This window comes from Sandarakinorhabdus glacialis (assembly GCF_014643455.1).
Taxonomy (GTDB): Bacteria; Pseudomonadota; Alphaproteobacteria; order Sphingomonadales; family Sphingomonadaceae; genus Sandarakinorhabdus; species Sandarakinorhabdus glacialis.
On sequence record NZ_BMJM01000013.1, the window covers coordinates 46,844 to 68,900 of the forward strand.

Below are 22,057 nucleotides of genomic sequence, written 5' to 3' on the forward strand. Positions count from 1 at the left end.
CCTGCAATCCACTATTGATTAGGGCCGATCCGATCGCAGCGGAAATTGATAGTTCAAGGACTATACTATAGGGAGCGTCTATGATGGATCGCTACCTCGTCCGTTACTTTTTGGCGGTCATTGATCACGGCAATTTCTCCAAGGCAGCGGCAGCCTGCAATGTGGCGCAGCCCACATTGTCGGTCGGCATCGCCAAGCTGGAACGGGGTTTCGGCACGCCGCTGTTCCGGCGCAGCAACAGGAGGGTCGAATTGACCGCTGCCGGCGCCCGGTTGGCGGCGCCCGCCCGCGCGGTGGAAGCCAGCTTTGCCCAGGCCGAGAATGCAGTCCGCGGGTCTGCAGCGTCAGTACCGCTGCGCATCGGCGTCCTCTCCACCGTCCCGGCCGAGTGGGTCGAGGCCATCGCACGGCGACTGAACGATAATCGTCCCGGCCGGCTGGAGATTGTCGAGGGAGGCGAGCGCGCCCTCCACGAGCGCCTCAGGCGGGCGCGGCTCGACATCGCACTGACGATTATCCATCCAAGTGTGGATCGGCTTGAAAGTGAACCCTTGTTCTCCGAAGGATATTCGCTGGCGTTGTCGGCGGATCATCCGTTGGCGCGGCGCACCACGATCGCCGCGGAGGAACTCGCCGAAAACGCGATGATCGTCCGACGCCAGTGCGAGGTCCTTTCCGAAACCAGCCGGCATTTCACCGAGCGCGGTGTCCGCCCCCATTTTTCGGCGCGGACCAACAGCGATTTGCGAGCCATAGGCTATGTGCGCGCTGGACTCGGCGTAACGGTGATGCCCGACTGTTTTCAAGCCGACGGCATGACACGGCCGAAACTTGAGGACTTTCACCATACTCGCACACTGGGCCTTGCATACCGATCTGATCTAGACCGTTCGCAGGAGGAACTCGCGCGCTCGATTGCAATATTGTCAGAGACAATCGATCATCTAATTCGCTAGTCGCAATCGCAGTTGCGTGGAAGCAGCACGAGAATGCCTCCGGCGGCCGGGGCCGCAGGCCCCGGACCCCATCTGTTTAACTTCCGCGGTAAGGGCCGGGTGATGCCGGTGGGACCGGAATAACGGGGTTTGGGGCCTGCGGCCTCAACCGCCGGAGGCCCTGCTTCAAATTGAATGAAATCGAGCCTAGCCCGAAAGCGCACAGCTTCGCTCGCATGTGCCCGGTCCGGCGGTCAGCCCAGCCGGGGTCCTCGCCGACCCCGGCATTTGCATCATATGGTCATTCCGCCGAGGGGATCATCAACAGCACAAACATCGTCGGCGCCTGTTGCCGCCGGTATTACTGCGTTGTCGTCAGCGCCAGGTCGCGCTCGATTGCCTCGTTGCTGCCGATCCAGTCTCGCAGCACATCCATGTATTCGAACGGGCCACCGCCATAGTTGCTGAGCCAGATCGAGTCACGCTGGTCCTTACCCTCGTTGTTGTAATAGCCCGGCGTACATTCGCGCAGGAAAGTATCGTCCTTCATGGCCTTGTCGGCGAGGACTTCGAGCCATGCCTCTTCGGCTTCGGGTTTCACGTCGAAATTGTTGCCTGTCTCGAGGCAGCGTCTCACCAGTGCCGCAAAATGTTCGGCTTGGCGCCGGTTCATGAAGGTGATGCTCCACGTGATCCCCGCCTGCTTGAGCCCGCTGATGATGCCCATGTTCGGGAACGTGTGCACAAGCATGCCGTGCAGCGACTTGCGGCCGTTCGCCCAATACTCCGACAGCGACGTACCGCCAACGCCGCGCATGTCGAAGCCGGCGGTTCGGTCAGGCGGCGAAGCCACTTCGAACCCGCTTGCATAGATTATGCAGTCGACCTCGTATTCCACGCCCTCGAACACGATCCCCTTCTCGGTAATGCGGTCGAGGCCTCGCCCCTTGGTGTCGATCAAAGTGACGTTGGGGCGGTTGAAGGTTTCAAAATAATTGTCGACGAATAGCGGTCGCTTGCACATCCAGTTGAAGTACGGCTTCAGCGCCTCCGCCGTCGCGGGGTCCTTGACGATGTTTGCGATCCGCGCGCGCATTGCCTCCATCTTCTCGAAATCGGCCTCCTGACGCAGTTGGGCCATCTCCTCGGGAGTTCGACCTTTGTACATCGCCTCGGTCATTTTGCTCCAGTTCCGCGTCCAGCCGTTCTGGATCAGGTCCTGCTCCTGCGGAATCGAGTTGACGAAGCCCTCGAAATTCAACGCGCGACGCTCCCACCAGCCCGGTTCCTGGCTATTGTACCAATCGGGGTTGGTCGGTGCGTTCTCGCGATCATCGACCGCGGCCGGCGTACGCTGAACGACTAATAGATTCTGACACCATTCACCCAGATACGGGATCGCCTGGACCGCGCTGGCGCCGGTGCCGATGATCACCACCCTCTTGTCTTTCAATCCGGTCAAGCCGCCGGTCGAGTCGCCCTTGGTATAGTCGTAGTCCCAACGTGAGGTGTGAAAGCTATGGCCCTTGAAGTCGCGGGCGCCGGGAATGCCAGGTAGTTTGGGACGGCTGAGGATGCCGCTTGCCATGCACACGAAGCGTGCGCGGATCGTGTCGCCACGGTCGGTGGTAACGATCCAGCGGCCGGTTGCTGCGTCCCAGTCGGCGCCGCAGACCCCGGTTTGCAGCAGCGTTTTATCGTAAAGTCCGGTGCGCTCGGCAATGCGCCTGGCATGGTCCAGGATCTCGGGCGCGCGCGCGAAATTTTCCGTGGGCATTGCGCCATGATCTTCGATCAACGGCAGGTAGGTATAGGAGTCGACATCGCAGCGGCAGCCGGGATAACGGTTCCAGTACCAGGTGCCGCCGACATCGCTGCCCTTTTCGATCATCCGGATGTCGGTCACGCCTTCCTTTGCCAGGCTGGCGGCGGAAAGCAGGCCAGAAAAGCCGCCGCCGACGACCACGACATCGACGTCCTCGTTGACCGGCGCGCGCTCGATCCGGGCGCCGGCGTACGGGTCGTCGATAACGCCGATGAACGGATTATCCATTGCGACATACTGGGCCGTGCCGTCGCTGCGCAGACGCTTGTCGCGCTCGGCCAAATACTTGTCGTGGAGCGCTTCGAGTTTCAACGCGGGGGTCTGGGTGTCGGTCATCATAATCTCCCGGGGGCAGCGAAGTCACGGCTTCCGACAACGCTGTCGGCAATCAGCGCGTCGATCTGTTCAGGTTGATAGCCAAGTTCCGCTAACACGATCCGGCTATGCTCGCCGAGGGCAGGCGGTCGCAGCCGTACCGCAAGGCGCTCGCCGTCGATCCGAAGCGGCGAGGCAACTGTCTGGAAGCTGCCGTCGCGCAGGATCATGCCCGAGGCTTCGGTGTGCGGATGACCGGACAACTCGCCAAGCGTGTGAACGGGAGACGATGGAATGCCGCGCGTGGCAAATGCCTCGAGCCATGCGGTACGACTGCGACGGGCAAGAATATCCGCGACGATCGGGATCAGGATGGCGCGGTTGGCGACGCGGTCGCCGTTGGTCGTGAACCTGGGATCTTCGGCAAGTAAGCGCATGCCAGCCAGTTCGCAGAAAGCGTACCAGAAACCATCGTTGGCGACGCCCAGGATGATCGGCTCGTCGGCGGTCGCGAACGCCTGGTATGGACAGAGCGACTCGTGGCCCGAACCCGGGCGCTCGGGCTCGGTCCCGCGCAGCCAGTAGTTCTGGAGGAAATAACCAAGCAGGCCGACCGCGGAATCGAAAAGCGACGCTTCGATCTTCGCGCCGCAACCGGTTCGATCCCGCTGCATCAGCGCACCCATGATGCCGATAACGGCGTGATAGCCGGTCGCCTGATCGACAGGCGAGAAGGGGGAACGCGCCGGCGGACCGCCCGGCTCACCGGTCAGTGACAACATCCCGGTGAAAGCCTGGGCGATCAGGTCGTAACCTTTTCCGTCCTTCATCGGACCCCGTGTTCCATAGCCGGATATGCTCGCGTACAAGAGGCGCGGATTGAGGGCAGACAACCGGCCCCAGCCGATGCCCAACCGATCGGCGGCGCCTGGTCCGAAACTTTCGACGACAACGTCCGCTTTAGTGGCCAAGTCGTGCGCAATCGCCAGACCGGACGACTTGCGAAGGTCCAACACGATACCGCGCTTGTTGCGGTTTACCGCCGTAAAGATCGCCCCCACCCCTTCGGCGAACGGTGGCCAGTTGCGCGTGTCATCGCCCCCGGGCGGCTCTACCTTGAGGACGTCAGCACCCAGGTCAGCCAGATACTGGGTACAAAGCGGTCCCGCGAGGATCTTGGAAAAATCGAGTACACGGACGCCAGCGAGTGGGCGGAATGGTCCCGCGCCTGCATCCGCCGACCCTGAAATTTTGACCGTTTCCATCACCATCTTATTTATGGTCCTACAATTGACTTGTCCAGTGGTAATAGCTACGGTTTGGAAATGGCAAACGATATTCCTCTGACGAACTCAAATGCCGAGTCGATGCTGGATGGACTCGGGCGCATCAAGGTGCCGAAGTCGAGCGATGTCCTTGCCGAGCGTCTCAAACGAGAAATCTTGAGCGACGGCTATACTCTCGGCGCCTCGTTGCCAACCGAGCGGGAACTCGTATCGACCACAGGCTTGAGCCGCGGGTCGGTGCGGGAGGCGTTGCGCATCCTCGAAACCCAAGGGCTCGTCAATACGCGTGCCGGACGGTACGGGGGCACGACGGTTGCGCAACCGAGCGCCGATCATCTGGCGAGCCATATCAACCTGTACATTAAAGGACGCAGCGTCACGCTTAGTGCGCTGATCGAGGTGCGGCTGGCGCTTGAGCCGGCGGTGGCCGCGCTGGCCGCGGAGCGGCGGACAGAGGAAGATTTATCGGCCTTGCGCGCGATCGCGAAACGGATCGACTGGGCCGCTGACAACGATCTGAGCGCGTTCCTCGAGGAAAACGTCAACTGGCATGATGCAATCGCTGCAGCCAGCCACAATGATCTGCTGCACGCGTTTGCGACATCGGTCAGCGGTTTGATGTTCGAGGCATCGCAAATCAAGGAGTTTGCGTCGGCCGACGTGCGCCAGCGAGTGCGGTATGCGCATGCGCGTATCTTTGCGGCGATCGAAGCAGGCGACGCGGAACTGGCTCGGAGCCGCGTCGAGCGCGACGTCCAGGCTTATGCATCCATCTTGGCGACCACGGTCGCGGGTACAAGCAGCGTAACAGCGGTGGACCAGAGCCGATAGCCGGCGCGAAATTGGGGGTCACGACAGTCGGATGGACGAGGCAAAATCAAGGAGCGAGGCGCACTGGGATCGCGTTGTCACCTGCTACCCAGAGCGCGCAGCGAGCTTTGCGGAACATATGGCGGCGGTCGCGGCAAAACGGCCGGCGGTCGTTGCCGTAATCGAAGGCGACGACCAACTTTGTTACGTCGACCTGTACGCCCAGGCAGGGTCGCTTGCCGCCGGGCTGGCGGAGGGCGGGGTCAATGCCGGAGACCGGGTTGCGGTCATGCTGGCCAACGGGATCGATGCTGTCCGGACGGTTATGGCGATCCTGCGGCTCGGCGCGGTGCTGGTGCCGATCGGCACCCGGTCGCGCGCCGCCGAACTGGATTATCTCTGTGCCGACTGCACCCCAACAGCAATCATCCACGGACCCGAGTTCGCCGATATAGTGGCGGCGGCACCCGCCGTTCCGGCGGCGCGCTACGATGTGTCGGCTCCTGTCTGGCGTGATGCGATCGCCCGGATCGGCGCACCGCCGCCAGATCCGCCCGCCGACGAGAACGCCTTGTTCGCGATCCTTTATACCTCTGGCACGACGGGCAAGCCCAAGGGTGCGATGCTGACGCATTTGGGAGCCATCCATTCATGCCTGCACTGGCGCGACGCGCTCGCCCTTGGCAGTGCAGAGCGCACGCTGGTTTGCGTGCCGTGGGCGCATGTCAGCGGGCTGTGCGGCGTGGTCATGCCCTTCCTTTACCTGGGCGGCACTATGGTCATGCTGCGTGAATTCAAGCGCCGCACTGCGCTGGAGCTCGCCGCCAAAGAACGCATCACGCACGCGCTGATGGTCCCGGCGATGTACGGCCTTTGCTTGCTCGAGCCTGACCTGGCCGAATTCGACCTGACATCGTGGCGGATCGCCGCGTACGGCGGCGCGCCCATGCCCGAGCCGACCATCACACGCTTTGCCGCCGCCTTCCCGTGGCTCGCGATGTGCAACGCTTATGGCGCGACCGAAACGACATCGCCTGCGACGATCATGCCACCGGGCGAGGGAACCGCGCGCGCCGACAGCATCGGCAGGGTCGTGACGTGCGGGGACATCCGGGCGATGGACGACCAAGGCCGCGAAGTGTTGCCCGGCAATGACGGCGAACTCTGGATAGCCGGCCCGATGGTGGTGCCCGGCTATTGGCGCAACCCGGAAGCGACCGCCGCGTCTTTCGTCGGCGGCTATTGGAAGTCGGGCGACATCGGCAGCGTCGACGCCGAAGGCTATGTGCGCATCGCCGATCGCAAGAAGGACATGATCATCCGCGGCGGCTTCAAGGTTTACCCTGCCGAAGTCGAAAGCGTGCTCGCAGGACTGGATGGCGTGGTTGAGGCCGCGGTGGTTGGACGGGCTGATGCAATGCTTGGCGAAGCCGTGGTGGCGTTCGTGTCGACTGGGCGTGATGGCATGATGCCGCACGAGGTGCGCGCATGGTGCGCGGAACGGCTGTCCGATTACAAGGTGCCCACTGAAGTCGTGATCGAGACAGAGGCGCTGCCCCGCAACGCCAACGGCAAGATACAAAAGGCCATCTTGCGCGAACGCGCAGCGGCGCTTGGTGAGTGTGTCCTGTGAATGCAGCGGCAATCTCTCCACGGACGCCGGTGCTGGTCGGTGTCGGGGTGGCGATGCGGCGTGAGGAGGACCCCGCACGCGCGCTCGAACCGATCGACCTGATGCTGGAAGCAGTGCGCACCGCCGGCGCCGATTGCGGTGCGTCGGCGCTGCTCTCCGACGTCGGCACCATTGCCGTGCCGCGCGGACGCTGGCGTTACCGCAATCCGGCGGGGGAGATTGCGCGCGCTCTCGGGGCGGCACGCGCAACGACGATCGTGTCGAGCGTCGGTGTCCTGCAGCAAACACTTGTCGCCAACGCGTGCGAGGCGATCGCGGCAGGCGAGATCGACAGCGCCCTCGTTACCGGGGCGGATGCGGGCTACCGGCTCTTGCGGGCGCGGCTGGGCGGAAGCCGCGCGACCGAGCGTGATCAGAACGACGATCCGGACGTACGGCTGGAACCGAAGGCCGAACTGCGTCATCCGGCCGAGGTCGCCGCAGGCTTGAAAATGCCGGTCGGGCTTTATGCCATGCTCGAAAGCGCGCGGCGGGCAGCGGCCGGCTTGTCGCTCGACGACCATCGCGACCGCCTTGCCGCGCGCTATGCGCGTTTCGCGACGATTGCGACGGGCAATCCCGATGGCTGGTCACGCACGCCGCTCGACGCGGCAACGATTCGTGACGACGGTCCTCGCAACCCGATGCAGGCCTTCCCTTACACACGTGCGCATTGCTCGACCTGGAATGTCGATCAGGCGGCGGCGCTGCTGTTCTGCTCAGCCGAGCGAGCGCTGGCCTTGAATATCGATCGTTCGCGCTGGGTATTTCCAGTAGCCAGCGCCGAATCGAACCACATGGTCTCGCTTTCTGCCCGTGCCGACCTAGTCCGTTCGCCCGGTGCCGAGGCGACCGCACGCGCGGTGCTTGAAGCAGGCGGCATGACAATGTCCGAGATAGACCTGATCGAGCTGTACAGTTGCTTTCCGGTTGCCGTCGACGCGTTCGCCGATGCGCTCGGCCTGTCGCCAGATCGTGATCTGACCATCACAGGCTCGATGGCTTTCGCGGGCGGGCCTTATAACAACTACTTTTTTCAGGCCACGGCGCGCGCGGCTCAATTATTGCGTGCCGGTGCTGGGCGCACCGCGCTGCTCTCGTGCGTATCGGGTATCCTGACCAAACAGGCCTTCGCCTTGTGGTCGAGTGAGCCGTCCGGCGGCGCCTTCGTGCGACGCGACGTGACGGCCGAAGTCGCCGCGGCGTCCGATGAACTGCCGGTTGTCGAAAACTATACCGGAGGCGGCCGAATTGCGGGCTGCACGGTCTTGCACGAGCGTGGCAGACAGCCGGAAGCAGTGGCATTAATCGATACCGACGATGGAGCGCGAGCTATGGCCGGGTCGGATGAAGCCGAGATCGTTACGAGCATGCAATGCGATGAATGGGTAGGGCGCCGGGTGCACGTCGTTGCCGGACGTCTGGCGGCGTGAGCGCGATGGTCGAACAAGCAGATGGCGAGCGGGGCGACGACGTCTGCGCGTTGCCCCTGGTCCGGCGTATGGCCGCCCTGCTCGACCGCGATCCGGCCGGCTTTTCGGATGGCGACGCATTGCCGCGCGGCTGGCACGTCGCGTTGTTCAATCCGCCGACGCGGCAGTCGGAACTGCGCGCCGACGGTGCGGCGCATCTGGGCGTCACGCTCCCTGATCTCGGAATGCCGAGGCTGATGATGGGCGGGCGTCGAATGGAGTTCGCTGGCGACATTGCAATCGGCTCGCGCGTGCTCAGGACGAGTCGGCTGGGCACGGTCACGATCAAGACAGGGCGATCGGGTCGATTTGCGCTGGTCGATGTTCAGCACCGGATCAATGTCGACGGCGATGACGTGCCGGTCCTGATCGAGACAACAAGCTATGTCCTGCGGGAGCAGGACAGCAGCGCGCCGGCGAGCGTTGCGCCAAAAATGGCCGTGACGATCCCACCGGCGAAGGTGTCACGAACCATTGTACCTGACGAAACCATGCTGTTCCGCTATTCTGCGATTACCGATAACCCGCACCGCATCCATTATGATCTGAAGTACGCACGATCCGAGGGGTACCCTGCCCTTATCGTGAACGGAACCGTTCCGACGATGCTGCTGCTCGAGATGTTCCGCGCTCACTCGGGCGGCGAACCGGCGGGATGGCACAGCCGCAACTTGGCACCGATCTTCTGTGGCGTGCCGCTGACCCTGACCCTTGCGGAAGACGACAACGGCTGCGTCATGCGCGCCTATGGCCCGCTTGGTGAAGTCGCACTGGAAGCGAGAGCCTGGCAATGACAAACGAAGCACCTTCGCAGACGCCCGCACTTTGGCCGGGCGCTCTGGAGGAAGCGCGCGCGCTTATCGGGGTCGATCTGCGTCGGACCGGCCAGCAATGGAATACCGAAGCCTCGCCCGACGCAGTCCGTCACTTCTGCTGGGGTATCGGCGATGACAATCCGCTGTACACCGACCCTGACTATGGCGCGGCTTCGGCTCATGGGTCGGCATTAGCGCCCGGGTGCTTCCTCTACACGATCGACACGACGGTGGTCGCGCCCAAGCTGCGCGGCATCCAATGGTTGTATGGCGGCACCGATTTTGAATGGTACGAGCCGATACGTCATCGCGACAGCTTCAAGGTAAGCGCCAAGCTGCTTGATGCCGTTGAAAAGGCGGGCGGCAAGGCGGCCAAGTTCATTATTCAGACCGGCGAGACGCGCTATACCAATCAGCATGGCCAGTTGGTCTGCCTGGCGCATGGTCATACGGCACGGACCGCGCGGTCGAAGGCAAGTGGCGGACTAAGCTACGCGCCGCGCGAGCCCCACCGCTATTCGCTGGAGGAGCTGGAGGCGATCGCCCAGGCGATCGAGACCGAAGAACAACGGGGTGCGGCGCCCCGCTTCTGGGAGGAGGTCGAGGTCGGAACCGAAATCCAGCCGATGCTCAAGGGCCCGCTCAACATCACCGACATGATCTGCTGGTATTCCGGCGGCGGGCACAGCTACCAATCGCACCGCCGCGCCGTGATGCACCGCGGGCGCCATCCCGCCGATGCCTTCGTGAATGCCGACACCGGTGCGCAGGACAGCGCCGCGCGCGGCCATACCGAAGCGAGAATGGCGCGCGAGGTGGGAATGCCCGGCGGCTACGACGTCGGTCCGCAGCGCATCTCGTGGCTGGGGCAGCACATGACGAACTGGATGGGCGACGCTGGCTTTTTACGCCGCCTGAGCGTGTCGGTGCGCCGGCCCAACATCTTCGGCGACGTGTCGTGGTGCCGCGCCGATATCGTCGACAAGCGCGTCGAGGATGGCGCGCATGTGGTTGACCTGGCGCTGCGGGTCGAAAATCAGCTAGGCGAGGTTACCGCAAAGGGGACGGCGACTGTCGCTTTACCCGCCAGGACCACGACAGCCTGATCTGCCTGCATTCAACAACAACCAGCCCGCGCCCCCATCGGGCCACCAGATCTCATGGCGGGCCACGGCCGCCGCCGCATTTTCGTTCGGCGTGGCAACTGGGCCAAACAGGAAAGCGGGCATCATGATGTTTCATGATGCCCGCCCCGAATACAGATTTTTGTGTTGCAGTTCAAAAAGCTATGTTCGCTTCCTGCTTCACCGGTTCAATTCTTGATACTGAAAGTAATGCCGTACGTGACCGGCTGCCCGACGAACCGGACGGTCGCGTCGAGATAGTGGGCCGCATTGGTCACATAGTATTTATTGAGGACGTTCTTGCCCCAAACCATGACCTTGTAGCGGCGATCACCGAACTCGTACCCGATCCGCGCATCGACCGTGGCATAAGCCGGAATGACGAACGGCTGACTGATGTCGGCCGCATGCCGATCGTTGACCAAGTTGCGGAACTGTATGGAACGACCGTTCAGCGTGGCTACCGACGAGGACTGCCCGCGCAGGTTGGCGCCCAGGATGAGCACACCACTGCCGAGGTCGCTACGATAGTCGGCATCCAGAGTGTACGACCAGTTTGGCGTGAACGGCAATTCGCTACCGGTGAAATCGCAAGGCCCGGGGCGGCCGCCAGCGGTAGTGCAGCTATTGCCATAGGCCGTCGGCCCTACGAAAGGCACTCCGTCCTTGGCGCGCACCTTCGAGTTCAGATAGACCACCGACGTGCCCACCGAGAGGCCTTGGGCCGGCCGCACGATCAGTTCGGCCTCGGCCCCCAGCACCCGCGATTTCGGCACGTTGATGAGCACGTCGAGTACGTCGAAGATCGGGTCCACGACCTTGCCGCGGATCTGCTTGTCGTTGTAATCATAATAGAACGCCGCGCCGTTAAGCTGGATCATGTTGTCGGCCAATGACGCCTTGAAGCCGGCCTCATACGACGTCACCGATTCCTGGATGACGGGGAAGTAGGCTTTGAAATCCGCGCTGGCGAGAGTCGGGAAGCTGCCCGCCTTGTAGCCGCGCGAAACGTTGGCGAAGAACAGTGTGTCCGAATTCAGCTTGTAGTCGAGCCCGGCCCGCCAAGAAATATTATCCTCCGCAAGCGTGTTCTTGATCCGATCGCCGGGAACGCCTTTGCTGTTCAGCACGTAGCAGCCATTCACCCCTATGGGCGTGAACGGATTGCCCGACAACCCGCCGATGATGTTGAACAGGTCCGACACCAGGCCGTCACCGTTGCCCTTGGAGCAAAGCTCCGCGCTGTTGCGGGAGTTGGTGTAGCGTCCGCCCAGTTTTAGCGTTAGTTTGCTGTTTAGGTCATACTCACCATTTGCGAAAAAGGCGTAGTTGCGGATGTCTTGCTGCACTTCGCTGCTTGTTGTGTTTATGAACAGCGTGCCAGGGGCGGAAGATGACCCATTGGCAAAAGTCAGGGCCTGATCCTCGAAGGTCTTGCTGTTTTCATAGTTTCCACCGACGACCCAGCGGAACGGTCCGTTCCCGGTGTTGGCGATGCGTAGTTCCTGGTTGAAAGAACGGATGTTCCCGAGACCGTCACCGATGTTGGCTACCGCTTGAGCGCTGCCGTCCTTGTCGCTGAAAAGGTGCTGATCGAAGTCAAGATAGGAAGTGTTCGAGGTGAGCGTTGCCACATCGCCGAGTTCGAGGTCGGCACGGAGCGCGCCTTGAATGAACTTGCGATTGCTCCGCGGGTCAAGTGATGCCGTCGTCTTAGGGACGATCCTGAAATCACCCTTGGTCGGATCCTTGAAGACAACATAATTTGCCGTGGTGGTCCAGTCTGCCGAGCGCGGGTCCGTCGTCCCGAACGGCGAAGCCAGCAATCCGGCTTGAACGGACGCAGGGTTTTGCCCTCGAACGGCGATGAGTTGCGCCGCCTGTGGCTCGCTCTTGTCCTGCCAGGCCGTGACAGTGGCGCGCAGCGCCAGCGCATCTGTCGGGTTCAGCGTAAAGGTCAGCCGCCCCGAAATGTACTTCTGTGCACCGTTGCGGTCATCGGGCCGGGTCAGACTGCGCTGCCAGCCGTCGCCGTCTGCCGCCGACACGGCCAAACGCACGCCTGCCTTGTCGCCGAGCGGTGCGCCAATGAAGGCATTGCCGTTTACGGCATTGAAACGCCCATAGCTTAAGTCGGCGCCGTATTGCAGCGTGTCTGTCGGCTTCGCGGCAATATAGTTGATCGCGCCGCCGGTAGCGTTCTGGCCGAACAGCGTGCCCTGCGGCCCCTTGAGAACTTCGACCCGTTCGAGATCGAAGGCCGCCCGCAGCGTCAGCACCGGAAACGGGAGCGGCACTTCGTCGGTATAGACACTGACAGATGGGTAGACGCCAAGGCTCTCTTCATTGAAGCCGATGCCGCGCAGCGTGTAGATAGGCGTGCCCGCGCCGCTTTCGGCAAACTTGAGACCGGGCACCGCAGCGGCGACATCCTGGACTGAAGTAATTCGCCTGTCTGCAAGCGCCTGAGAGCCGATCGCCGTCACTGACAGGCCGACATCGTTAAGGTTCTGCTCGCGCTTGTTGGCGGTTACGACGATTTCACCTTCGTCTGTCGGACTCGCCGCGAGCCTGGCTGACGCCGTCGCCGCTTGTTCGGTCTGCGCGGTCTGCGCGCTTGTCGCTGCTGCCAGCCCTACCGCTAGCGCGAACAATCCAGATCCTTGAAATGCGCGACGATATCCGCTCATGGCAGTCCCCTCCCCTTAATGTCTTGTTGACTTATTGACCTATCATCGCGCCAAGAAATCGTTCTGTCAATTGTTGGACCGTAGAAAATTGAGGTGGCTTCGGTGTGGAATTAACGGTTTCTACGGTCCAACAATTGACATGGATCGATGCTGAAGCTAAATCTGGCGCCGACGGGGAAGGGAGATACAGCGTGAATCATTCACATAAGCGGTCGACAGAGGTCGACGCGGTGATAGTCGGGGCAGGATTTTCCGGACTGTACATGCTGCATCGCCTGCGCGAACTCGGGTTCACGACGCGGATGTTCGAGGCTGCCGATGGCGTCGGCGGAGCCTGGTACTGGAACCGTTACCCAGGCGCTCGCTGCGACTCGGAAAGCCACTATTACTGCTATTCGTTTTCCGACGAGGTGCGGAAAGAGTGGAAGTGGAGCTGCCGCTACCCGGCCCAACCCGAGATTCTGGGCTATCTGAATTTTGTCGCTGATCGCCTCGATCTGAAGAAGGATATCGACTTCGGCACCCGCGTGACGGCCGGCACCTTCGACGAAGACACGCACGACTGGGTGGTCGAGACCAACGGCGGCGAGACCGTTCGCGCCCGGTTTCTGATCACTGCAGTCGGGAACACGTCGGCGCCAAGCAAGCCAGCCATCCAAGGGCTCGATGATTTTGCTGGCAAGATCTATTATACTGCGAGCTGGCCGCACGAAAAGATCGACTTTTCAGGGCAGCGGGTCGGACTCATCGGCACTGGCTCGAGCGGAATCCAGTGCACGCCGCATCTGGCGGCAGAGGCCGATCGGCTGACGGTATTCCAGCGGACGGCGAACTACAGCGTCCCCGCGCGCAACCACCTTTTGACCGACGCGATGCGACTCGAGCAGGAAGAGAAGCACCAGGATCTGCGACGCAAGACGCTGGCATCGCCGATCGGCATGCCTTTTGATCTGCCGCAACTCTCGGCACTCGAAGTTTCGGCGGAAGATCGCAAGCGCCGCTATGACGAACTATGGGCCGGCGGCGGCTTCCGGTTCATGTTCACCAGCTTCAACGACTTAACCGTCGACCTGAAGGCGAACGACACCATCGCCGAGTACATCGGGGCAAAGATCCGCGACACCGTTCGCGATCCCGCGACTGCCGAGGTTCTGTGTGACTTCAACCACCCTGCCGGTACCAAGCGCCCGCCGATCGACACGGATTACTACGAGACATTCAACCGCGACAACGTCAACGTGGTGAGTATCCGGACGAACCCCATCCGGGAGATTATGGCCGACGGGATCATCCTTCAGGATAACGAGCGGTATGAGCTCGATACTATCGTGTTTGCAACAGGATTTGATGCGGTAACCGGTTCGATCCTCAACATGAACCTGCGCGGTAAAGGGGGCGAGGCGCTCAGGGATAAATGGGATCGTGGACCACGGGCGTATCTCGGCCTCTCGCCGGCAGGCTTTCCCAACATGTTCATGGTCACCGGTCCAGGCAGTCCGTCGATCCTGGCCAATTTCCCGGTCTGCATCGAGCAGCATGTCGACTGGATCGCCGAATGCATGGTTCACATGCGCGAAAACGGTATCGACGAGATCGAGGCGCTGCCGGAGCCTGAGGATGCATGGGCGAAGATGATCGCCGAAGAAGCGAACAAGACACTGCTCCCGCTGGCTAACTCATGGTACATGGGCGCCAATATACCGGGCAAGCCGCGCGTCTTTCTCGCCTATCCGAGCGGTGTGCATGCTTACACCGTGATATGCGATGATGTTGCCAAACGCGGCTATGAGGGGTTTGCGCTGCGCAGTCGCAAGATGGCCGAAGCCGTTTCCTGACTGCTTTCAGGCGTGATCGGCGTCAGCCGATCACGCCTTCGGCGGTAAGCCGGTCGAATTCTGTCTCCGACAAGCCAAGGATGCCGCGCAGAACGCGCACGTTGTCCTCGCCCACGACCGGCCCACGGGTGCCGGTAGCAATCGTCAGCCCGCTGATGTTCCATGGCGCCGTGAACAGCATCTCGGAACCCAGGCCGGGTATGTCGATCATTTCCGACAAGCCGCGCGCGGCGATCTGGGGATCGTTCCAAAGTCCTTCGATATCGTTGACCGGCGACGCCGGCACCCCCGCCGCGCGCAGATCGGCGACAAGAGTATCGCGGTCGCAGGTCGCGGTCCACGCAGCGAGCATGGAATCCAGCGCCTCTCGCTTGGCTATACGGTCGCCGGTGCCGGCCCATACTGCGTCGCGCATCCACGGTTGATTGCCGGCGACACCCGCCAGCGCTTTCCAGTCATCGTCGTCACGTATGGCGATCGACAGCCAGCAATCGGCGCCGACGGCTGGATAAATGCCATGCGGTGCCATCCCTGGATGCGCGTTGCCCGTCGTCGGCGGCTGTTGCCCCTCGATCTGGACCTGGAGAATGTAGGGCGTGAGCGTGGCGAACAGCGCCTCGGTCTGCGACAGGTCGATGTAGCACCCTTGCCCCGTCGTCTCGCGGCGCGCGAGAGCGGCGAACACCGCGACCAGCGCGTGCGCCGCGGCGTTCGGATCACCGATTGCGAAATTGAGCGCCCCGGTCGGCAACTCGCCAGCGTACCCGACAAGCGATTCGAGGCCGACATAGCTCGACATGGTTGGGGCATAGGTTCGCATGTCGGCCATCGGCCCGAACTGCCCGGCACCCGACATCGCGACCATGACGAGCCTAGGGTTGGCCGCGCGGAGAACGTCATAGCCGATGCCCGAGCGTTCGACCGATCCCGCCGACATGTTCTCCAGCACGATATCGCTGGTATTCGCCAAGCGCTTGGCCAGTTCGACGCCCGCCGGATCCTTCAGGTTCAACGTGATCCCAAGCTTGCCTTTGTTGATCTGATGAAACATCGGCGACATGTCGGCATTCTGGCCCTCGACTCGCTGGCCGTCGCGGATGATGACGCCGGACAAGCGCGAATTGTCGGGCCGCGCGCGATGTTCGACCTTGATGACCTCCGCCCCCAATTGGGCGAGGATGCTACCGACCTGTGGCGCGGACCACACCCAGCCCAGATCGAGCACGCGCAGTCCGGCCAGCGGAAGAGCCCCAGCGGCGCGCTGGCCGCCAGCGTGCGCCAGCAGCCCGTTCGCCGAATTGGACGCCTGCGCGATACCGCGAGTTTCGGCGATGCGAAACGGCAGGCCTGGACCGCGCAACTGGCGACCGTTGACCATCCATGGACGAAGGAAACCCCGCTCGGCCAGCTGCGGCGTGGCGAGCACGTCCGGCAAATCACGCAGCGGTGCGATGGTCAGCTGGAAACGATCGGCAATCGCTTCGATCTCGGCCTTCGTGTGATCGAGCAACCACGGCGTGATCAACGCATCGACTTCGGCCGGATACTGCTGCCCCATCGCGCGCAGTTTTTGATAGCGAGGCTCCTGCGACCACGCTGGTGATCCCATCGCTTCGACGAAGCGTTGCCACTCCGGGCGGGTTCGGCCTGACAGGCATACGGCACCGTCGGCGCATGGCAGGATGACGAAGGGATAGGCGCCACCCGAATCGGATGCCCGCCGGCCCGCGCGCTGCCAGCGCATGCCGTGATGAATATAAAAGCGGCAATTGACCCCGACGTAATGCGCCAGCACGTCGTTTAGGGCGATGTCGACGATCCGCCCACTAGCCGGCGCCGGTCCGGCCAGCCGCGCCATCAGGCAGGCGGCGGCGAGATGCGCGCCTGCCTGACATTCCAGCACGCCGGGCGGGATCGAAAGCGGCGGCCGACCCGGCTCGCCGAGCGCCCAGGCAACGCCCGCTTCGGCCTGCGCGTCGATCGCGGCCGCAGGCACCCCCGCCAGCGGGCCGGTCAATCCGAAAACCGACGTGACGCCGAATACCGTATCGGGTTGACTCGCCGCAACTTCGGCGAGCGTGCGGCCGATCAGGGCGGCAAAGCGCCCAGCATCGTCGGTTATGACGATGTCGGCGATAGCGATTGCGCCTGCCAAGTCTCCGGGCGACGTCGTCGGCTTTTCGGCTGCGTAGTAAGCCAGGGCCAAAGCGATCGGATCGGCTCCGTCGGCCACCGTCGACGGGACACCGATGCGCACCACCTCGGCACCCATCTGTTGCAACAGCCATCCACAATAGGCACCGGCGATGCCGCTGCTGATTTCCACCACACGTAGCGGCGTTCCGGGCGTGCTGGTCATCGTGCGGCCTCATGCGCGGGTTCCGAAACTGTCGCGTCATCGCGGATCATCGCGTCGATGACAGCCTCGTCGATGCCGCTTTCGCGAAGCACCTCGGCGGTGTGTTCGCCCAACCGGGGTGCCCGCCGGGTCCACGGCACGGGTTCGCCATCGGCGATCCAGGGCAGCCGGACGTGCGGCACGCCGTCGAGATCGGCAAAAGTCCGCCGCTCGGCGGTAGCGTCTGCGATCACCGCCTGCTCGAGCCCGGCAACCGGCGTGACCGGCACCCCCGCCGCCTTCAACCGCTCGACCCAGACGGCCACGTCCTCGACTGCGAGAGCCGCCACGATCGCGACCGTCAATTCGTTGTTGTTGCGGCTACGATCGCCGACGGTCAGGAATCGAGGGTCCGAAATCAGGCCGCATATTTCCAGCACCCGAGCCACCCGCTCCCACAGCCGCTGGTTCGGTGCGGCAATCATCAGGTCGCCGTCGCGGGCGGGATAAACTTCGTAGGGAGCCGCGATCGGGTTTCCCGATCCGGCGCGCCGCGGCCGCTGCCCGGTCATTCGCGCCGTCGTCGCCTGATAGGCGACAAGGCTGAAGGCGGTGTCGACGAGCGCGGTTTCCATCGCACGGACCGGCTGGCCGCGTTGCTTGGCAAGCATGGCCGCCAGAATGCCCATGGCGATCCACTGACCGGTTCCGAGGTCGATGACCGAGGGTGCGCAGCGCACGGGGGGCGCACCATCGTGGCCGTTCATCCGCATGATACCGGCAAACGCCTGTACCAGTGGATCGTAACCCGGCAGGTCGCACCCAACCGGTCCCGCGCCGAACGCATTGAGTGCGTAGTAAAGAATATCGGGGTTCGCCGCACGTACCGCAGCCTCGCCGATGCCGATCCGATCGGCGACACCGGGCCGCATGCTTTGGAGCAGGACATCGGAGCGTGCGGCGATTGCGAGCGCAGCGGCGCGACCCGCGCTCGTTCCCAGGTCGAGCACGACGCCGCGCTTGCCGGCGTTCATGTGGCGATGGACGATGCCAACCCCGTCGACTTCGGGCGACCAGGCGCGGGCGTCGTCACCGGCCGGCGCTTCTACCTTAACGACATCGGCGCCGAGCTGGGCCAGGATCATCGTGGCATAGGGACCAGCCATGTTGGTCGAAAAATCTACGATCCGGACACCAGCAAGCGGCGCGAATTCGGCGCTGCTAAGCACAGCGTTGGAAGCGCTCGGACCTGTCATTCTCGCCCTCTAGTATTTCCTAATGACCTAATGTAGGACCATAGAATTGGCTGGTCAAGCGTGATGGGGGGCGGGGCATTGCAAGTGCAGGAGACAAAAACGTCGTATCTGGCCACAGCGGGAGCGCCCGAGTGGAACTTTGCGAACGTCTGGGAGACGATCGCTGCTGAAGTTCCCGACCGGATCGCGCTCATCCATGGCGACCAGCGCGTGAGTTGGCGCGACTTCAGCCGGAACGCCGACGCGATCGCCGCGGTGTTGCTCGATGCTGGCCTGGCGCCGCAAGACAAGGTGGCGCTCTACCTCCACAATTCGCCCGCTTATCTGGAAAGTGTGTTCGCCGCGCTGAAAGCGAGCCTGGTTCCGGTCAACACGAACTACCGTTACACTGGTGATGAACTGGTCCAGCTGTGGACTAACGCCGATGCGACGGCAGTGATCTTCCACGGTGCCTTTGTTGCCCAGGCAGAAGCGGTGCGCGCGCGCTGTCCCGCGGTAAAGGCATGGCTGTTCGTCGACGATGGCGAGGCCCCATGCCCGAGCTGGGCAGTCGCTTATCGTGGCGCAGCCGCCGGGTCGGCGGGGCAGGCAGTTGCAGCCCGGGCGCGCAGCGGCGACGACCAGGTTTTCATCTACACCGGCGGCACGACCGGGCTTCCACGTGGAGTGATGTGGCGCCAGCACGATCTGTTTCTGGCATCCAACACGACAGGCGATCCCGAAATTGCCGACCTCGATCACGTCCGCAAGCGGCTCGTCGGCACTGTGTCACCTGTGGGCCTTCCCGCCGCGCCGCTCATGCACGGCACTGGCTACGTGTTCGCCGCGACGATCCTCAACCGGGGCGGCACGGTTGTCACCCTGCCCGGCACGTCATTCGACGTGACGGTGTTGCTCGACGCGATCGACCGGGAGGCCGTGACCGACCTCTGCATCGTCGGCGACGCTTTCTGCCGCCCGATCGTCGACGCGCTCGACAGTCAACCCGGTAAGTGGGACATAAAGCGGCTGCGGGTCGTGTCTTCGTCGGGCATGGCGTGGAGCGCCAGCGTCAAGGCGCGTTTGCTGGTACATGCGCCCGATGCGTTGCTGATCGACTTCCTCAACGCCAGCGAGGCCAGCGGCATGGGCCGGGCGCTGACGTCGTCGAAACGGACGGCGGGTGGATCACGCTTCCAGCTGGGCAAGAATGCCTGCGTCATCGACGCCGCCGGGCAGCAGCTGGAGCCGGGCAGCACTGAAGCTGGCCGGGTAGCCGTCCGGGGCCATATTCCGCTCGGCTATTACAAGGACCCAGCCAAAACGGCGGCGACCTTTCCGGTGATCGAAGGCATACGCTACGCGGTGCCGGGCGATCTCGCCACGATCGATGCCGACGGTTCGATCACGCTGCTCGGCCGCGGGTCGACCTCCATCAACACCGGCGGCGAGAAAGTTTTCCCTGAAGAAGTCGAAGACGCCATCAAGTCATATGTAGGCGTGGCGGACACGCTCGTCGTCGGCGTTCCGCACGTGCGCTTCGGGCAGATGGTCGCTGCGGCGGTCGAATGGGAGTATGGCGCGGACCGCAATGAACATGCGCTCCTCGATCATCTGCGCGCGCGGCTTGCCGGGCATAAAGTTCCTCGCGCGGTGATCCCGGTCGACTCGCTCGGCCGCGGGCCCAACGGCAAGGCCGATCACCCGGGCGTACGTGCACGTATCATCGCGTGGCTCGAAGCGCGCGAAACGGAGAAGCCAGAATGACCGATATCACGCCCCATGTGCTGTACGAGAAACGCGGCGGCATCGCTTATGTGACGCTCAACCGGCCCGAAAAGCGCAACGCCTTTTCACCCGAGATGCTGGTCCGCCTATGCGACGTGTGGCGCGACGTGGCCGAGGATCGCGAGATCCGCGTCGCGCTTCTGACCGGCGCCGGCGATCAGGCGTTCTCGTCCGGCGGCGACCTTGGCACCACGATCCCGTTGATGATGAGGACGCGGCCGCCGGTCGGCGAATGGGAGGAGCGGTTCTCGCAAGATCGCAAACAGCTTTATCGCGGGATCCTTCGCGGTGCCACCTTCTTCAAGCCCGTCGTCGCGGCGATCAACGGCCATGCTTTGGCAGGCGGCGCCGAGATGGTCCTTGGCACCGACATTCGCGTCATGTCGAGCGAAGCGACCATTGGCGTGACCGAAGTCCGACGGGGGTTGATCGCGGGCGGCGGGTCGTTGGTCCGGCTAGCGCGGCAGGTGCCCTGGGCGATGGCGATGGAATTGGCGCTGGTCGGCGAACCGGTAAGTGCGCAGCAGGCGCTGACGATGGGCCTCGTCAATCGCGTGGTCCCGCCGGACGAGGTGATGGGTGTCGCCGAGGAACTTGCCCGCCGGATCAGCCTCGGAGCGCCGATGGCATTGGCAAAGACGAAGGAAGCGATGGTCCGTTCGAATGGCCTGCCGTTCGAAGAGGCATTCGCCATCGAGTCGCAGTGCACAAAGGACAATGCGGCGAGTGAGGACGCAAAGGAGGGTCCGCGGGCCTTCATGCAGAAGCGCCCCCCCGTCTTCACCGGGCGCTGAGCAACGACACCAGGAAAGGAAGTGAGCCATGCGCGGAGTTGTATTCACCGGCGACAGTAATTTGGAACTCGTCGAATTTCCCGATCCCATTCCCGGACCTCGGGACGTCGTGCTCGAGATCAAGGCGTCGGGTATGTGCGGCAGCGACCTGAAGCTGTATCGCCCGCCCGCCGGCGCTGCGTTCAAGGCACTGGGCCTGAAGGATAGCGGCCAGCCGGTGATCGCCGGCCATGAGCCTTGCGGTATCGTCGCTGCGGTCGGCCGCGATGTCGATCCCCGCACCGTCCGGGTAGGCGACCGCGTCACCCTTCATCATTACCAGGGCTGCTGGACCTGTCCGCAATGCCGGACCGGGTGGACGCAGATGTGCGATCGCACCGCAGTCGTCTATGGCGTGACCGGGCATGGCGGCCACGCGCCGTACATGCGTGCCGCTGTCGAAACCGTGGTCGCCCTGCCCGACGAAGTGTCGTTCAGCACCGGCGCGGCGATCTCCTGTGGAACCGGGACGGCCTATGGCGCGCTGCTAAGGCTCAACGTTTCGGCGCGCGATACGGTCGCGATCTTTGGCCAGGGACCGGTCGGACTATCTGCTACCCAACTTGCCGCCGCGATGGGCGCGCGGGTGATCGCGGTCGACGTCAGCGGCGAACGCGCGCAGACTGCGAAAGCCTTTGGCGCCGCGCACGTCGTCGACGCCAGCACCACAGATCCCGTCGAGGCGATCATGGCGCTGACGAATGGCAAGGGCGCGGGAAAGGCACTCGACACCTCGGGTGCGGCGGCGGGCCGGTCAGCGGCGGTGCGCTGCGCATCGGCGTGGGGCATGGTCTGCTTCGTCGGCGAAGGCGGCGAGGTCACGCTGAACGTAAGCCCCGAAATCATTCGCAAGCAGCTGACGCTCGTCGGCTCGTGGACGCTGAGCAGCGCCGCTCAGGTCGATTGCGTGCGCTTCATCGCCGATCACGGGCTGGAGATCGACAAGCTGTTCACCGATCGCTGGACGCTCGATCAGGCGGAGGAAGCGTACAAGGCCTTCGACAAGCAAGCGGCGGGCAAGGGCGTATTCGTCAACTGACGCGCCTTGCGGACGGGACCACGGTCATAGCGACCGCGCGTCCCG

Annotated in this window: 15 protein-coding genes; 10 read left to right on the plus strand and 5 right to left on the minus strand. The window is 63.3% G+C overall.

Annotated features, from left to right (window positions below; translation table 11 throughout):
* Positions 1-80: 80 nt before the first annotated feature.
* Complete coding sequence (locus IEW98_RS14270; RefSeq protein ID WP_188763895.1) at positions 81-956, plus strand: LysR family transcriptional regulator; 876 nt, start codon at positions 81-83, stop codon at positions 954-956.
* Between the two features lie 340 nt (positions 957-1,296).
* Here the strand turns inward: IEW98_RS14270 and IEW98_RS14275 are convergent, their stop codons facing one another.
* Complete coding sequence (locus IEW98_RS14275; RefSeq protein ID WP_188763897.1) at positions 1,297-3,099, minus strand: flavin-containing monooxygenase; 1,803 nt, start codon at positions 3,097-3,099, stop codon at positions 1,297-1,299.
* A complete protein-coding gene (locus IEW98_RS14280) occupies positions 3,096-4,340 on the minus strand; it encodes a CaiB/BaiF CoA transferase family protein (protein WP_188763935.1) in 1,245 nt (414 codons plus the stop codon). Before IEW98_RS14280 ends, IEW98_RS14275 begins: the two co-directional genes overlap by 4 nt.
* A gap of 60 nt (positions 4,341-4,400) precedes the next feature.
* Here IEW98_RS14280 and IEW98_RS14285 point away from each other — a divergent pair, with 60 nt between their 5' ends.
* The 5 genes from IEW98_RS14285 (at position 4,401) to IEW98_RS14305 (ending at position 10,236) form a co-directional block, all read left to right on the plus strand.
* Positions 4,401-5,192 carry a FadR/GntR family transcriptional regulator gene (locus tag IEW98_RS14285; protein ID WP_188763899.1) on the plus strand — a complete coding sequence of 264 codons (792 nt, stop codon included), beginning with the start codon at positions 4,401-4,403 and terminating at the stop codon, positions 5,190-5,192.
* Between the two features lie 118 nt (positions 5,193-5,310).
* Positions 5,311-6,804 carry a class I adenylate-forming enzyme family protein gene (locus IEW98_RS14290; RefSeq protein WP_207792583.1) on the plus strand — a complete coding sequence of 498 codons (1,494 nt, stop codon included), beginning with the start codon at positions 5,311-5,313 and terminating at the stop codon, positions 6,802-6,804.
* Between the two features lie 29 nt (positions 6,805-6,833).
* Positions 6,834-8,276, plus strand: a complete 1,443-nt coding sequence (locus IEW98_RS14295) for an acetyl-CoA acetyltransferase (protein ID WP_188763903.1) — start codon at positions 6,834-6,836, stop codon at positions 8,274-8,276.
* A 5-nt stretch (positions 8,277-8,281) separates the two neighbouring features.
* The gene (locus tag IEW98_RS14300; protein ID WP_243450789.1) at positions 8,282-9,109 is read left to right on the plus strand and encodes an HTD2 family dehydratase; all 828 of its coding nucleotides are present in this window, start codon (positions 8,282-8,284) and stop codon (positions 9,107-9,109) included.
* Complete coding sequence (locus tag IEW98_RS14305; RefSeq protein WP_188763907.1) at positions 9,106-10,236, plus strand: FAS1-like dehydratase domain-containing protein; 1,131 nt, start codon at positions 9,106-9,108, stop codon at positions 10,234-10,236. Before IEW98_RS14300 ends, IEW98_RS14305 begins: the two co-directional genes overlap by 4 nt.
* Positions 10,237-10,442: 206 nt before the next feature.
* On the opposite strand, the gene IEW98_RS14310 is transcribed toward IEW98_RS14305, so the two are convergent.
* Entirely contained in the window at positions 10,443-12,944 is a 2,502-nt protein-coding gene (locus tag IEW98_RS14310) for a TonB-dependent receptor (RefSeq protein ID WP_188763909.1), read from the minus strand.
* 191 nt (positions 12,945-13,135) lie between these two features.
* On the opposite strand from IEW98_RS14310, the gene IEW98_RS14315 reads away from it, so the two are divergent.
* The gene (locus tag IEW98_RS14315; protein WP_243450787.1) at positions 13,136-14,779 is read left to right on the plus strand and encodes a flavin-containing monooxygenase; all 1,644 of its coding nucleotides are present in this window, start codon (positions 13,136-13,138) and stop codon (positions 14,777-14,779) included.
* 22 nt (positions 14,780-14,801) lie between these two features.
* Here the strand turns inward: IEW98_RS14315 and IEW98_RS14320 are convergent, their stop codons facing one another.
* Positions 14,802-17,138 carry a CaiB/BaiF CoA-transferase family protein gene (locus IEW98_RS14320; RefSeq protein WP_188763911.1) on the minus strand — a complete coding sequence of 779 codons (2,337 nt, stop codon included), beginning with the start codon at positions 17,136-17,138 and terminating at the stop codon, positions 14,802-14,804.
* Positions 17,135-18,373 (minus strand): CaiB/BaiF CoA transferase family protein, encoded by a 1,239-nt coding sequence (locus IEW98_RS14325; protein ID WP_188763913.1) that lies wholly within the window; start codon positions 18,371-18,373, stop codon positions 17,135-17,137. Before IEW98_RS14325 ends, IEW98_RS14320 begins: the two co-directional genes overlap by 4 nt.
* Positions 18,374-18,457: 84 nt before the next feature.
* Between IEW98_RS14325 and IEW98_RS14330 the strand changes: the two genes are divergently transcribed.
* The 3 genes from IEW98_RS14330 to IEW98_RS14340 are packed head-to-tail and all read left to right on the plus strand — an operon-like array spanning position 18,458 to position 22,012.
* Complete coding sequence (locus tag IEW98_RS14330) at positions 18,458-20,119, plus strand: AMP-binding protein (protein ID WP_207792584.1); 1,662 nt, start codon at positions 18,458-18,460, stop codon at positions 20,117-20,119.
* On the plus strand, positions 20,116-20,934 hold the full coding sequence (locus tag IEW98_RS14335) for an enoyl-CoA hydratase/isomerase family protein (RefSeq protein WP_188763917.1): 819 nt from the start codon (positions 20,116-20,118) through the stop codon (positions 20,932-20,934). Before IEW98_RS14330 ends, IEW98_RS14335 begins: the two co-directional genes overlap by 4 nt.
* A 28-nt stretch (positions 20,935-20,962) precedes the next feature.
* A complete protein-coding gene (locus IEW98_RS14340; RefSeq protein WP_188763919.1) occupies positions 20,963-22,012 on the plus strand; it encodes a zinc-dependent alcohol dehydrogenase family protein in 1,050 nt (349 codons plus the stop codon).
* Positions 22,013-22,057: the final 45 nt, after the last annotated feature.